Here is a 14,645-nt window from a genome sequence, read left to right as displayed (position 1 = left end):
CGCGAAGCGGCTATTTGGGGAATCGACGAACGGCCCTCTTCGGGCCGTGGGACGGTGAGGAGGGCGCCATGGGCGAGGAGCTGCAGGGGGACATCCCCGCCTGGCCCGTGCGCGCCCGCACCGAGCTCACCGAAGAGCGGATCGTCGAGAGCGCCGAGACCGGGGAGGACGAGGGGCAGGCTGTCTGCATCCGGGCGATCTTCAGCTCGATGCGGGAGCGCGCGAGGCTCTATGCGCAGCAGATGCTGCTGCTCACGGAGTTCTTCACCCGTGATCCCGACGCGTCAGGCTGCCTGGATGATGCCGACATCTCCGCGATGAAGGTCGCCCTGGGGCTCCGCTGCAGCATCCCGCAGGCGGAGGCGCAGATTCGCGACGCTCACCGCAGCGTCGAGCTCATGCCGCAGACCTTCGACGTGCTCGCCGCTGGGGATCTGCCCGAGGACTTCCACCACTACCTGCTGCGGAGGATGCGTCGGTTGGGCGATGAGCAGGTCGGGATCGTCGATGCCCATGTGGCGGCTTGGGATTTGCGCTCGATCTCCCGCAGCCAGTTCGAGCGCCATGTCCGCCTGCTCGTGGCCCTGGTGAGGGCCGGGACGCTCACCACGCCGCAGTCCCCTGAGCGGGACGTGCGGCTCGACACGACTGATCCCGAGAGCGGCACTGCGACGCTCCTGGTCAGCGGGCCGATCCCGGAGATCACGGCACTCGCCCACCGCCTCGACGTCAGCGCGAGGGACGTGCAGAAGGCGCAACGCCATGCCCTCCAGGATGACGTGGAGGGGCCGCTGCCCTTCGACATCGACGAGAACCTGCGGGAACGAGGCCGGCCGCTCTCCCTGGCGACGCTCCGCTACGCGATCCTCACCCACTCGATGCTCGACATCGACCCGGTCCAGGAGACGTCCACGGCGTACAAGATCCTGGTGACCGTGCCGGCGATGACGCTGATGGGGCTCGAGGACGCGCCCGCCACGCTGAACGGGATCACCCCGATCCCCGCGGAGCAGGCTCGTGACCTCGCTGCAGGCCACAGCACCTGGCAGCGGATCCTCACCGACCCGATCAGCGGCGCGTATCTCCCGGTCGCTGCGGAGACCTACCATCCCACCGCTCAGCTTCGCCTCCAGCTGCGTCTGCGGCACCCGGTCTGTGCGGCACCGGGCTGCGCGAGGCCCACCGTGCTCGCCGCCGAGGACGACCACATCCTCGAATACGACCACGAGCATCCCGAACGGGGTGGCCCCACCAGTCTCTGGAACCTCCATCGGCTGTGCTGGCTGCACCACCAGCAGAAGACCGCCGGGCGCACCGATCCGGTTCGGGACCCCGAGGATCCGGAAGATCATGCGCGGGACGCCGCTGGTCGGAGACCGATCGGGACCACCTGGGACATCGACAGAGAGATCCGTGCCCGCACCCGCGAGGAACGGGATCTCCTGACCCCGATCCTCGCGGAGCTCCTCGCCACGTCCTGGGAGCACTATCGGCGTGCCCACGCCGACGCCGCTCGGCTGCGTGAGGAGCAGGAGCAGACGCCCCCGGCGCAGCGCAGCGCCGAGGAACGACACGTCATCAGGAGGCGGGCGGAGGGCCGCCCGGCCGCCCCGCCGCCGAAGCCCTCGGATGGCCGGAGCGACCCGCCGCCCTTCTGACCGCGTGGGTCAGAGAGCCTCGACCTTCCCGGTGACGCCATGGGGATCGATGACGTACTTCTTCGCGATGCCGGCGTCGAACTGGGCGTAGCCCTTCGGGGCGTCGTCCAGCGAGATGGCGGTGGCGTTCACGGCGTCCGCGATCTGCACCTTGTCATGCAGGATCGCCTCCATGAGCTGACGGTGGTAGCGCATCACGGGGCACTGACCGGTGGTGAACGACAGCGACTTCGCCCAGCCCAGGCCGAGGCGCAGGGACAGCGAGCCCTCCTGGGCGGCCTCGTCGACACCGCCCGGGTCGCCCGTGACGTACAGGCCGGGGATGCCGAGGTCGCCGCCCGCCCGGGTCACGTCCATCAGCGTGTTCAGCACGGTCGCCGGGGCTTCGCCAGCGCCCTTCCCGTGGCCGCGGGCCTCGAAGCCGACGGCGTCCACCCCGGCATCGACCTCCTCGCGACCGAGGATCCGGGCGATGCCCTCGCGCGGATCCTCCTGGGAGACGTCGATGGTCTCGCAGCCGTGCTTCGCGGCATTGGCAAGGCGGTCCGCGTTCATGTCCGCCACGATCACCACCGCGGCACCGAGCAACTGCGCGCCGATCGCGGCGGCGGTGCCGACGGGGCCCGCGCCGGCGATGTACACCGAGGATCCCGGGCCGACCCCGGCGGTGACCGCGCCGTGGAAGCCGGTGGGGAGGATGTCCGAGAGCATCGTCAGGTCGAGGATCTTCTCCATCGCCCGGTCCGCGTCCGGGAACTTCAGCAGGTTCCAGTCCGCATAGGGCACCAGCACGTACTCGGCCTGGCCGCCCACCCAGCCACCCATGTCCACATAGCCGTAGGCGCTGCCGGGGCGGTCGGGGTTCACGTTCAGGCAAATCTCGGTGCGGCCCTTCTTGCACAGGGAGCAGCGGCCGCAGGAGATGTTGAAGGGCACCGAGACCAGGTCGCCCTTCTGGATGAACTCCACGCCGGGGCCGGTCTCGATCACCTCGCCGGTGATCTCATGGCCCAGCACCAGCCCCTCCGGGGCGGTGGTGCGGCCGCGCACCATGTGCTGGTCGGAGCCGCAGATGTTCGTGGTGACGACCTTGAGGATCGCGGCGTGCGGGAGCTTCCGGCCGACGTTGTCCGGGTTCACCCCCGGACCGTCCTTCAGCTCGTACGTCGGGTAGTCGATGTCGACCACGTCGACCTTGCCCGGTCCCTGATAGGCGATGGCGCGATTGCTGGTCATGGGAGGCCTCCTTGCCTGGTGAGCGGCCTGTCCGTGCCCGGTTCCACCGGGGCGCGGCCGCCAGCTCCAGCCTCTGTGACCGGCATCACGTTGTCAATATGTCGGCGAGCGACGCGCACGAGACGACAGGACGCCGCCCAGGGGCGCTCAGCCATCGCGCGTCAATAGCCGACGTCGCCGGCGGGGCCCTGCTGGGAGTCTGACGAGGACGCGCCGGGGAGCGGGAGATTCTGGGTCATGGACCCATGTGACTCCACGTTCCCCGGCGCGCGCGGGACCTTCGTCGGCCGGATCGATCGGATCGATCGGATCGATCGGATCGACAGGATCGACAGGATCGACAGGATCGATCGAGTCGGTCGTGTGCGGGCTCGGCGGTGCCCGTCAGACCAGCGAGATCTCCTGGCCGGACTCGGCGGAGGCGTAGATCGCCTCGAGGATGCGCACGATCTCGACGCCGTGCCAGGCCGGGGCGACCGACTCGGCGCGGCCGAGGCTCGCGTCCACGAAGTTCTGGATCTCGTGGGCGAAGCCGACGCCGAACTCGAAGGTGCGTGAGGCGATCTGCGGCTCGATGTTCACCACGGAGTCGTGCATCTCGGTGGCGATGTGCAGGGCAGGCTCGAGCTCCGCGCCGCCCTTCTCGCCGTAGACGGACACGTCGATCGAGTCCTTCGTGGCGTGCAGCGAGTACGAGCAGTCCAGCAGCAGCGAGGCGCCGTTCTCGAAGCGGATCACGGCGTTGGCGAGGTCCTCGACGGTGTTCTTGCTGGGGTCGTAGTCCGCCGCCTTGTAGCGCGGCATCGTGGTGACGTTCCCGCGGCTGCCCAGCTTGTCGTAGGTGTTGCCGCTGACCGAGACCACCTTGGGGGATCCCATGAGGTACCAGCACAGGTCCAGCACGTGGATGCCGATGTCCAGCAGCGGGCCGCCGCCGGAGATCTCCTTGTCCGCGAACCAGCCGCCGGGGTTGCCCACCCGGCGCATGCAGCTGGCCTTGGCGTAGTAGATCTCGCCCAGCTCGTCCGCGTCGATGAAGGACTTCAGCACCTGGCAGTTGGGGGAGTGGCGCCGCACGAAGCCGACCTGCACCACGCGGTCGTGCTTCTCGGCGATCCGCTGGATCTCCTCGGCCTCGGCGACGGTGCGGGCGATCGGCTTCTCCACCAGCACGTGCTTGCCGGCCTCGATCGCGGCGATGGCCCAGCTGGCGTGGGAGTTGTTCCAGGTGCAGATGCTCACGCCGTCGATCTCGTCGTCCGCGAGCAGCTCGTGCGGATCGGCGTAGGCGCGCTTGGCGCCGAACGTGTCCGCCACGGACTGCGCGCGCTCGAGGTTCATGTCGGCCACGGCGATCAGCTCGACGTCGGCGTTCTCGGAGTAGGCGGTGAGGTGGGACTGGGCGATGCTGCCGGCGCCGATGACGCCGACTCGGAACTTCGTCATGATCTGTGAGTCCTTAGGGGTGGAGAAGTGGTGAGCCGGTGCGGTGGTGGGTAGGACGGGACGGGTCAGGCGTTCTCGAGCAGGCGGCGGGCGTTGGCGATGCCGCGCTCGCAGCCCAGCAGGCAGTCCTCCCAGCCCTCGAACTCGATGGAGGCGTAACCGGTGTAGCCGGAGGCCTTGATGGCGCGGGCCACGGCGGGGAGGTCGATGTCGCCGTTGCCGACGACCGCGCCGCGCAGATGCTTGCCGCCGCGGCTGCGGAACCAGCCCTCGCCGGGGGCGGCGTCGGCCGGACGGATGTAGAAGTCCTTGAAATGCACGACCATCGCGTAGGGCAGGTTCTGGGCGACGGACACCTCGGGCGCCTCATCGACGCAGACGAAGTTGCCCACGTCCAGCGTGGTGCGGAAGTTCGGCTCGTCCACGGCGTGGATGATCCGGCGCACGCGATCCGCGGCCTGCACGAAGAAGCCGTGGTTCTCGAGGCTCGTGGTGATGCCCTTGGGGGCGGCGTACTGGGCGATCTCCTTGCTGGCGGCGACGATCGAGGGCAGCGCCTTCTCGAACTGCGGGGTGTCGTCGCCCTCGAGCCCGGGATGGCCCACCACGTCGTGCCGCATCTGGCGGATGCCGAGCGTCTCGGCCAGGTCCACGTACTTCTTCACGCGCGCCACCTGGGAGGCCAGCTCCTCGGGATCGTCGGTGAAGAAGTTCGCGCCGATCGCGAGGGTGGACAGCGGCACGCCGGCCTTCTGCGAGGCGGCGCGGATCTCCTCGACGTACGCGGGATCAGAGGTGATGTTGGGGATCGCGGAGTCCGCGTCGTCGCCGAGGGAGGCGAGCTCGAGGTGCTCGCCCTCGCTCGCGGCCACCCATTCGATCACCTCGGGCAGGGTCATCTCGCCTGTGGAGAGCTTGGAGTGGAAGCTGTAGGAGCTGAAGCCGAGGCTGATGCCGGTGGTCATGGTGTGTTCCTTCGCGGGAGGGTGCCAGGGGTGCGTTCAGAGGTGCCAGGGGTGTTCTCAGGGGTGACGGCGGTGTCGAATCGGTGCCGGGGCGTGCGGGTTGGTCGGGTTGGTCGGGCCGAGGTGGGCGGGAGTGCTCTCAGGAGGAGGTTGCGACGGACTCCTCGCCGGGGGACTCGTTGCTCGGGGACTCGTCGGCGACCGACAGATCGGCGGCTGACGGCGCGGGGCCGGAGAGCTCGACTCCCGGGGACGCCGACGCCGACAGGAAGGCGCTCCACGGGGCGGGCACGCCGGGCACGCCGGCGATGCGCGCCGAGCCGTGCTCGAACGCCCTGCCCAGCGCCCCGGTGAGAGAGCCGTCGGTGGTCAGGCGCGCGGCGACCACCTCGGGCCGCTCGGGTGTCATGAGCAGGCGGTGCAGGCTCCGGCGCAGCGGACCCAGCAGGGTCTCTCCCTCCCGGGACAGTCCACCGCCCACCACGACCAGCTCAGGGTCGATGGTCAGCAGCACGGTCGCGATCCGGGGTGCGATCTCCTCGCAGAAGGCGGCGATCTCCTGCTGCGCCGCGGAATCCCCGGCCGCCGCCCGCCCGAGCAGCGGGCGGGCCGTGTCCCCGGTCGACCAGGTCAGCCGCCCGCGCCGGGACGTGCTCGTCCAGCGCATGCCGCGCTGGCTGCCGAGCTCCCCGGCCAGCCGGTGGCTGCCCTGCAGGATCGTGCCGCCCACGATCAGCGCCACGGAGATGCGATGGCCGATCTGCACATAGGCGATCGACTCCGCGGGAGGGCCCAGATGCCGCTCCGCGAGAGCGGCGAGCTTGATGTCGTTCTCGACCACCACGTCGGCCTCGAGGAGGTTCTCGAGCTCGTGGGTGAGATCCCGGCCGACGAGGCCGGGCAGCGCGAGGCTCTGGGCGACGCGCCCGTCGGCCCCGACGATGCCCGGCACGGCGACCCCGATCGCCGCAGGGGCGGCACCCGTCTCGCGCAGGGCGTGCTCGATCGCCTGGACGGGCTCCCCGCCCTCCATCGGGACCGTGGCACGGGCGAGCTCCGCGCCGGCGGCATCGGTGACCACGCAGGTCACGGAGCGCTCGCCGAGGTCGACCCCGGCGACGGAGCGGGCCGAGGGGTCGAGCGCGAAGCGCCGGGCGGGACGTCCGGGCTGCCCGGCCCGGGCGACGTTGGTGGCGGCGAGAACCGTGGTGCCGCTCGCCGTGAGATCTTGCAGGACGCTGTCGACGGTGGGGCGCGAGAGCGCGGTGCGTGCGGCCAGCTCGGCGACGCTCAAGGGACCTGCGGCGGCGCGGAGGGCGAGCACGCAGTCGCGGGCATTGGCCTGTCGCACGCCCGAGGAGCTTCCTTCGATCGCGCTCATCGAGCTCCCTCGCTCTCGTCGTCCGGCGGGCGGCCCCGTGTCGCGGCGCGTCGTGTCGGCGTGCTCTGTTCGACGTGCTCTGTTTCGCAACCCGGTTTCACATTGTCCGGGACCAGTCTTCGTTCTGAGGCCGCCCGGTGTCAAGAGAGGGCTTTCCTCCGACGACGGTAGCGTGGCGGACAGGAGGCGATAGCCATGGACGATCCGGTCCTGTCCCAGACCTATGCCGCCGCTGTGCCGGAGCTCTCGATCCCCTGGCAGGCGGAGGCTCCGGTGCATCCCGAGCTGCTCTGGCTGAACGAGGATCTCGCTCGTGAGCTCGGCTATGACCCGGTGCGACTGCGCAGCGTCGAAGGGATCGCCCTGCTGACGGGGCAGGTCGATGCACAGGGGCGCCCGCTGCCTTCGGGTGCCGCCGCCCCGGAGCGCCCTTTCCCCACCGCGCAGGTATACGCCGGCCACCAGTTCGGCAGCCCGAACCCGCAGCTGGGGGACGGCCGTGCCGTGCTCCTCGGCGATCTGCGCGGAGCCACCGGCACGCTCTGCGACCTGCATCTCAAGGGCATCGGGGCCACCCCCTTCGCCCGCGCCGGCGACGGGAAGGCGCCCCTGGGGCCGATGCTGCGGGAGGCCGTGGTCGGCGAATCCCTCCATGCGCTCGGCGTGCCCACCACCCGCGCTCTCGCCGTGCTCGGCACCGGTGAGCAGATCGCCCCGCGCCAGGGGGTCACCCCGGAGCCGGGCGCGATCCTGGTGCGTGCGGCGGCGAGCCATCTGCGCGTGGGCACCTTCGAGTACGCCGCGTGGCATCTCGACCTCGAGGCGCTCCGACGGCTCGTCGACCACGCGATCGAGCGCCACCACCCGGCGGCGGGCGACGCGGAGAATCCGCCGCTGGCTCTGCTCGAGGGTGTCGTGCAGGCACAGGCGGAGCTGCTCGCGCAGTGGATGCTCGTGGGCTTCGTGCACGGCGTGATGAACACCGACAACATGACGATCTCCGGCGAGGGCATCGACTACGGCCCCTGCGCCTTCCTCGACAGGCATCGCCACGACGCCGTGTTCAGTTCGATCGATCGCGGGGGTCGCTATGCCTACGGCAATCAGCCGGGCATCGCGCTGTGGAACCTGTCCCGGTTCGCCGAGACCCTGGTGCGACTGATCGACGAGGAGCCGAACGCCGCCGTGGAGCAGGCGACCGCGGTGCTCGAGCGCTTCGAGCCGGCATATCTCGACGCGTATGCCCGGGGACTGGCGGCGAAGCTCGGGATCTCGACGACGGGTGAGATCGCAGCTGACCGCGAGGGAGGCGGCGCGCGTGATGAGGGCGTGAGCGACCGCCTCGCGGCCGTGCGCTCGATGGGCGCTGAGGTCCTCGCACTCCTCGAGGAGCAGCAGGTCGACCACACGGGCTTCTTCCGCGCCCTGAGCGGCGGGGACCCCGCCGCTCTCTTCGCCGACCAGGCGCCCTTCCGGGCGTGGCACGAGAAGCTGCTCGCGCTGCGGGGCACCGGGCCTGCGGCGGACGTCGCCCAGGCGGCGATGGTCCGGACGAACCCCGTGCACATCCCGCGCAACGTGCACCTGGATGCCGCCCTCCGTGCCGCCCATCTGGGCGATCTCGCCCCGGTGCGCACCCTTCTGGACGCCGTGCGCGAGCCGTTCGATCATCGCGCAGAGCACGCGCACCTCGAGGGCGCCGGGGACGGCGGCGAGGACTTCCTGACCTTCTGCGGGACGTGAGCGCTGGTGCCCCGGGGTACCGACGGGACGCGAGGGCGCTGAAAGCACCTGTCCAACGGAGCGGACGTCGGGCCGGCCTTCGTCGGCTGGCACGACGAATCACCAGTTCTCGGGCAAATACGACATTCGTGCGACGCCCGGCAATCGCGTCTCACCTGCACTTCTGGACGTGACGTAGGTCATAGACCATGCTCGTCATGAAGGAATCGTGATGATTCCTTGGCCGATGACCGACCGGTTTTCCTCAGGGCCGTCGGCCGTGATCGGTGACCATCTTCCCCTCGAGCTCCGGAGGATCCCGTGGATTCCCTATCGAACTTCGACTGGGCGGGGTTGGGACTGAAAGTTCTCGCCGCCGTCGTCATCCTCATCATCACCGCGATCTTGGCCATGCTGGTCAAGAAGGGCGTCGCCAGCCTGACGCAGAAGGTCCCGGCTCTCCGGCGGCCCGGCGTGGACGGAGCCGCTCTGGGCAATTCGATCGGCACGATCGCCTCGATGGTCATCTGGCTGCTGGGCCTGATCATCATCCTGGGGATCTTCGAGCTCTCCCAGGTGCTCTCGCCCGTCATCTCGATGCTCGAGCAGGGCCTCGGATTCATCCCGAACATCATCGGTGCCGTCTTCGTCTTCATCATCGGCCTGACGATCGCGAAGATCGTGAAGGCCCTGATCGTGACCGCGCTGAACGCCGTGGACTTCGGGAAGCTGCTGGGCACCGCCCAGTCCGGCTTCGACAAGGCCACCGGCGGCGTGACCTCCGCCGGCCGCCCGGCCGCCGCCCAGGCCCCGCAGGGCGCTCATGCCCAGACCGCACCTCAGGGGCACGCCGGTCAGCCCGGTCAGCCCGGCCAGCAGGCAGGTCAGCCGGGCCAGGCGCAGCAGGGTCGCCCCACCGCTCCGGCGTCGAAGGTTCCTGACATCCTCGGATCCGTCGTCTTCGCGCTGATCATGATCGTGGTGTCCATCGCGGCGCTGCAGATCCTGGGCATCGCGTCGATCTCCGATCCGGCCTCCGCGATGCTCACCTCGGTGTTCACCGCGATCCCGAACATCATCGCCGCCGTGGTCCTGGTGGGCATCGGCGTGCTCATCGGCCGCTTCGTCTCCGGGCTGTTCCGCCCGATCCTCGAGGGCTCCGGCATCGATGCGTGGCTGACCAAGCAGGACATCCTCCCGGAGGGCTCCTCCGCCACCCCGACCGTGCTGCGCGTGGTCGAGATCGCCGTGGTGCTGTTCTTCGCCGTGATGGGCGCCCAGGCCCTGGGCTTCCCGCAGATCACCGCGATCCTCAGCGAGATCCTCGAGCTGGGCGGCAACGTCCTGTTCGGCGGTGCGATCATCGCCGCCGGCTTCTTCATCGCGATGATCGTCGGCAAGGTGCTCCGCGGCACCGCGGGCACCATCGTGAAGTGGGCCGTGATCATCCTGTTCGTGGCCATGGGCCTGAAGGCCATGGGCGTGGCCGACTCGATCATCGAGATGGCCTTCGGCGCTCTCGTGATCGGTGCCGCCGCCGCCGCGATGCTGGCCTTCGGTCTCGGTGGACGTGACGCCGCGGCCCGTCAGCTCGCCAAGCTGGAGAAGGCGCAGGCCCACAAGCCTGCTCCGGCCGCGGCCTCGGGCCCGGCGACCTCCTCCGCCGGTCCGGCGACCACGGCTGGTCCGACGACCGGCTCGGGTCCGGATTCCTCCGGCCCGGCTCCGTCCGGCGGCCCCGCGGTGCCCCCGCGCCCGCAGGACTGACCAGCCCCTCTCGCTGCACGCTTCCCCGCATCGCAGCGGCCTCGAGGCCGTCATGGTTCCGCCATGGCGGCCTCGAGGTATGTGGAGCAGGTCCCGGGTGGGCTCTGGCCAGGTCCGGAGAGCTTCCGGAGCGGGTCCGCAGAGCCTGCGGAGACCGCAGTGCTACGGTCGGGAACACAGGCGGTCCGGAGGTCGACGTCACCGCACGCCGGGTTCCGCCGCCGTCTCTCTCGACGGAAAGGTGAAGCTCATGACCAACGTCCTCGAAGGCCGTGCAGTCCTCGTGCTGACCAGCAACTTCGGCACGGAGACCGACGAGATCCAGCGCCCCCTCGCCACGCTGCGCGAAGCCGGCGCGACAGTCACCGTCGCGGCGACGGAGACCGGAACCGTGCAGACCCTCGTGGTGGACCATGACCTCGGGCCCGAGGTCCCCGTGGACACCACCTACGACTCCGTGCAGGCAGGCGACTTCGACGCCGTCGTGCTGCCCGGCGGCACCCTGAACGCGGATGCCCTGCGCACCGATGAGACCGTCCGATCGCTCGTGAAGGCCTTCGCCGGGAGCGGCAAGCCCGTCGCCGCCATCTGCCACGCACCCTGGGTGCTCATCGAGGCCGGCCTCGCCGACGGCCGTCGGCTGACCTCCGTGGACACCATCCGCACCGACCTCGTCAACGCCGGGGCGCAGTGGAGCGACCAGGAGGTCGTGCTCGACGACTCCACGGGCTTCCGCCTGATCACCTCACGCAACCCCGGGGACCTCGACGCCTTCGGGGCGGCGATCATCGACGCCCTGAGCCAGGCCTGACCAGACTCCACCCCTGACCGCAGGAGGAAAGCCATGACCAAGTCTCTTGATCCCGAGATCCCCGAGATCCCCGAGAACGCTGCCCTGCAGGATGACCCGATGCAGGACTCCGAGGTGGAGCAGCTCGCCGAGACCAGCGAGGACGAGTACGAGCGCCCCGTCGAGGACGACGCCGACGCAGTCAGCATCGACGACGCGCTGGAGACCGACCGAGTCGCCGCCGAGGGAGCCGAATCCCGCAATGCGGACGGCTACGGCTTCGACGCGGACCGCGAACGCGGAGCCGACGACACGGTGGCTGCGGAGCAGGGCAACCGCGACGAGGACCGCATGGAGAGCGACCTGGAGGACGAGGAGCTCGACCAGATCGCGGGCTCCGACGGGGACGCCGCCGGCACGGACCGGGACCTCGCCGACCCCGAGGTCTGAGCGGACCGAGGTCCGCTCACCCTGCCCGGGGTCACCTCATCCTGCGGCCAGGGCCTCCAGGATCTTCTCGTCGGCCGCGTGGCGGGAGCGCAGGTGGTCGCCCACGTCGTAGGAGAACGACGAATAGGTCAGGGTGCCGCCCTCGTCGATCAGCGCCTTCGCGCTCGGCCGGTCGGTGAGCTCCGCGAGCCAGGTCAGCACCCGATGGTCGGCCATGGCCTGCGCGAACACGCGATGCCGGATCGACAGCCAGGGTGTCCCGTCGGGCCCCGGATAGACGGCGAAGGCGTCGCCGCCGAAGAACGCACCGCCGGCGCAGGTCTCCTGGAACGGGTCGATCGCCTCGAGGGCGAACTGCGACCACCAGAAGTTGTATCCCCAGTGCAGGAAGCCCGGGGCGTCGACAGCGAACAGCTGCCGGCCCAGCACCCGGTTGCGCACCGAGGGCAGGGCGATGAACCGGTTGGCGACCTCGCGGTTCTGGGAGACGCAGTAGTACACCCAGGGTGCCCAGCCGGCCTCGAGGAACGGGCCGACGTGGTCGGTGGCCACGATCGGGGTGGCGACCACGCCCTGCGCGGCGAAGTCGAAGGAGCTCAGCGCGTCGACCACGTGGGCACCCTCGAGCAGGTCGGCGACCTGGCTCTTCGCGGCGCGATACGCCTCGAGGTGGTCCTGGCCCGGCTCGTCGCTGATATGCCAGAGCACCTCGCCGTCCCAGTGGTCCTGGAGGTGCTCACGCAGCGCGGGGACGAGGGCCTCGAGCAGCCGGCGGTAGGCGGGGGCGGTCGCCGGGACGTGCCATCCGAAGCGGTCCTCGAGCCCGTCGACCGTCTCCACCACGATGGCCGGGGTGAAGCGAGCGCCCCACTGGGTGAAGAGATGCGCGACCTCGATGCCGGTGAAGCCCAGGTCGAGGCAGATCCCCAGCCAGCGGTCCACCCGGTGGAAGTCGAAGCTGTAGTGCCCGTCCTGGTCGCGGATGCCCACCAGCTGCACCGTCGGGCGCGTGTGCCCTTCCGCGGTGTCCAGCGGCGGAGTCCACGTCGGGGTGAGCACGGAGTTCACGTCCATCTCGCGCGCCGAGGCGAGGAAGGCCTCGATGAGCTCCCAGTGCCGCTCCGAGAACACCTCGACGTCGTAGTAGGTCGAGAGGCTGTCGGCGTGGAACCAGTGGGTGTTGGTGATCGCGAGAGCGGGCAGGGTCTGCGGATGGATCCTCAGCTGCACGACGTGCTCGGCGAGCACGTTCTCCCCGTCGGCGCTGGTGAGCGTCAGGGTGAGCGCGTGGTCTCCGGCGTCGGCCTCCGAGGCGCCGACCACGTCGATCCACAGGGACTCCCAGGTGCCCGGGGTCAGGCGCACTGACCCGTCGGCCACCGGCTCCAGGAGGTCGGGATACTCGCCCGGCTCGGTGACCAGGTAGTGCTCGTCGGGATCCTGGGGCGCGGGGGAGGAGACCGGGACGCGCCGCACCAGGTGGAGCCGGACGAGCTCGGCGAGATCACCCGTGATCTGCACCTGCACCACCGCGTTACGGCCATCGAGGGCGCGTGAGGCGTGGGCGAACTGGTCCGGGGAGGAGGTATCGGGGGCCTCGTGCTCGTCGAGCAGCAGCGCGACCTGCACGGACAGCACCTCGCCGAGGAACCCCGACGCATGCGCACCCCCGATCAGCTCGGCGGGGCGCGGGGCGGCATCCCCGAGCACCTTCTCCAGGGAATCGGTCAGGACAGACTGCACGGCAGCACTCCTCGTCAGGGACGACATCGATGTCGGCGACCATCCTGGCATGCCTGACCCGGCGTGTCCCGGTCGGTCCGAGGCCTGTCCGCACGCAGTGTCGACCCCGATCGGGAGCCGGCGGCCCCGGCCGGGAGCCGGTAAGAGTTCGGATCCGAGCGACGTGCCCGACGAGGCCCTGTGCGTGCTCATCGAGTGCGACCTCGGGGCCTGTTCGTGCAGGTGAGGACAGCTCCAAAGTCGCACTGGATTATTCCGTTGCCTGCCCGCGGCTGCCGTCGTACGGTGGTCGGACACAGAAGGGAGGTGATCCGAGAAGTGATTTCTTATCGGACAAGTGAGGTGGCTCGCCGCTGAGGCGACCATCGACCTGACCCGCTATCGGCGGGCCATCAGATCGACGGACCTGCAGCGAAATCCCACCGAGCTGCCGGGACCCGCAGGTGGTCGGACATCGTCCATCCGACCAGCGCAGAGGCGCAACCTGCGGGTCCTTCCCTGCCCGGACCCGATGCGGTCCGCACGCCAGGCCCGGGCCGAGCCCGGCGGCTACCCTCGGAGCATGTCGAATGCACCCCAGTACGCCCCGGTCGAGCTCATCTGCCCGGCGATCGACGAGGACGCCGTGGTGCGGGTGGACCCGCAGGGATCCTCGCCGGAGGGCAAGCCCGTCGTGATCCTGCTCCACGGGCTGGGCAGCCACGAGGAGGACCTCACCGGCCTCGTCTCCTTCCTGCCGGCTGACTTCACCTACGCCTCCCTGCGGGGGATCTACCGCTATGTGCAGGGCTACGCCTGGTTCGAGATGCCCGTGGACCCGGCCGGCCCCGAGGCGATCCAGACCTCTGCCGCCGCCGTCGAGGCCTGGATCGCCGGCCAGGCGTCCCAGGGGATCCGCGTGGCCGGCGCTATCGGCTTCTCCCAGGGCGGCGCTCTGGCGCTGCAGCTGCTGCGACGCGACCCTCATGCCCTGGAGTGGATCGTGCAGCTCTCCGGGTTCCCGTTCCCCGCGCCGATGCCGGGTGATGCGGCCCTGGCCGAGGTCGCTCCGCCTGCGCTGTGGGGGCACGGCGGCATGGACCCGCACTTCGACCCCGAGCGGGAGGAGGCGGTGCGCGCCTTCATGCGTGAGCACACGCGGACGGAGGAGGAGAGCAGACCGCATCTCGGGCACGCGGTGGACGAGGTCGAGCTGCGCGCCATCGCCGCCTTCCTGCAGCGCCGGGCGGCGGACTCCCCAGGCTGCTGAGTCGTTGAGTCGCTGATTCGCCTTGTCGCTGTCTCACCGGGTCGCTGAGCCGATGGCGCTCGGGGCAGCCCCGGGTCAAGGGGGCAGGGGTCCGGGGAGCTTGCCGCGGGAGCGGAGGCATCGAGCGGCGTGCAGGTCGCCGCCATATGACGCTGCCTTCGCGCCATCCGCCAGCGGCTGCGCCGAGGCGGGCGAGACCACGTGGATACCCATCAATCGTGGACAATCGTCACGAAAG

Annotated in this window: 11 protein-coding genes; 6 read left to right on the top strand and 5 right to left on the bottom strand. The window is 70.2% G+C overall.

The window, feature by feature from the left end; all coding sequences use genetic code 11:
- Nucleotides 1–68: 68 nt before the first annotated feature.
- Nucleotides 69–1,658: an HNH endonuclease signature motif containing protein gene (locus tag ABD093_RS03185; protein WP_343922385.1), complete on the top strand. Its 1,590-nt coding sequence runs from the start codon at nucleotides 69–71 to the stop codon at nucleotides 1,656–1,658.
- A 9-nt stretch (nucleotides 1,659–1,667) separates the two neighbouring features.
- Here ABD093_RS03185 and fdhA read toward each other — a convergent pair whose 3' ends face one another.
- The 4 genes from fdhA to ABD093_RS03165 form a co-directional block, all read right to left on the bottom strand.
- Entirely contained in the window at nucleotides 1,668–2,894 is a 1,227-nt protein-coding gene (gene fdhA, locus ABD093_RS03180; protein WP_343922383.1) for a formaldehyde dehydrogenase, glutathione-independent, read from the bottom strand.
- Between the two features lie 384 nt (nucleotides 2,895–3,278).
- Nucleotides 3,279–4,340 carry a Gfo/Idh/MocA family protein gene (locus ABD093_RS03175; RefSeq protein WP_343922381.1) on the bottom strand — a complete coding sequence of 354 codons (1,062 nt, stop codon included), beginning with the start codon at nucleotides 4,338–4,340 and terminating at the stop codon, nucleotides 3,279–3,281.
- A 65-nt stretch (nucleotides 4,341–4,405) separates the two neighbouring features.
- Nucleotides 4,406–5,305, bottom strand: coding sequence for a sugar phosphate isomerase/epimerase family protein (locus ABD093_RS03170; RefSeq protein ID WP_193117729.1), 900 nt, complete (start codon nucleotides 5,303–5,305; stop codon nucleotides 4,406–4,408).
- A 139-nt stretch (nucleotides 5,306–5,444) separates the two neighbouring features.
- Nucleotides 5,445–6,686, bottom strand: coding sequence for an ROK family transcriptional regulator (locus ABD093_RS03165; RefSeq protein ID WP_343922379.1), 1,242 nt, complete (start codon nucleotides 6,684–6,686; stop codon nucleotides 5,445–5,447).
- 195 nt (nucleotides 6,687–6,881) lie between these two features.
- Between ABD093_RS03165 and ABD093_RS03160 the strand changes: the two genes are divergently transcribed.
- From ABD093_RS03160 to ABD093_RS03145, 4 genes are all read left to right on the top strand, one after another.
- On the top strand, nucleotides 6,882–8,429 hold the full coding sequence (locus ABD093_RS03160; protein ID WP_343922377.1) for a protein adenylyltransferase SelO: 1,548 nt from the start codon (nucleotides 6,882–6,884) through the stop codon (nucleotides 8,427–8,429).
- A gap of 300 nt (nucleotides 8,430–8,729) precedes the next feature.
- Entirely contained in the window at nucleotides 8,730–10,175 is a 1,446-nt protein-coding gene (locus ABD093_RS03155; protein ID WP_343922375.1) for a mechanosensitive ion channel, read from the top strand.
- A gap of 250 nt (nucleotides 10,176–10,425) precedes the next feature.
- A complete protein-coding gene (locus ABD093_RS03150) occupies nucleotides 10,426–10,986 on the top strand; it encodes a type 1 glutamine amidotransferase domain-containing protein (RefSeq protein ID WP_193117732.1) in 561 nt (186 codons plus the stop codon).
- A 33-nt stretch (nucleotides 10,987–11,019) separates the two neighbouring features.
- On the top strand, nucleotides 11,020–11,415 hold the full coding sequence (locus ABD093_RS03145) for a hypothetical protein (RefSeq protein WP_343922373.1): 396 nt from the start codon (nucleotides 11,020–11,022) through the stop codon (nucleotides 11,413–11,415).
- Nucleotides 11,416–11,451: 36 nt separating this feature from the next.
- On the opposite strand, the gene ABD093_RS03140 is transcribed toward ABD093_RS03145, so the two are convergent.
- Complete coding sequence (locus tag ABD093_RS03140; RefSeq protein WP_343922371.1) at nucleotides 11,452–13,158, bottom strand: DUF4091 domain-containing protein; 1,707 nt, start codon at nucleotides 13,156–13,158, stop codon at nucleotides 11,452–11,454.
- A 562-nt stretch (nucleotides 13,159–13,720) separates the two neighbouring features.
- On the opposite strand from ABD093_RS03140, the gene ABD093_RS03135 reads away from it, so the two are divergent.
- A complete protein-coding gene (locus tag ABD093_RS03135) occupies nucleotides 13,721–14,407 on the top strand; it encodes an alpha/beta hydrolase (RefSeq protein ID WP_193117735.1) in 687 nt (228 codons plus the stop codon).
- Nucleotides 14,408–14,645: the final 238 nt, after the last annotated feature.

This window comes from Brachybacterium tyrofermentans, assembly GCF_039526165.1.
Classification (GTDB): Bacteria; Actinomycetota; Actinomycetes; order Actinomycetales; family Dermabacteraceae; genus Brachybacterium; species Brachybacterium tyrofermentans.
Note: the sequence above shows the minus strand (reverse complement) of the source record. Positions and strands in the feature narration are given on the sequence as shown.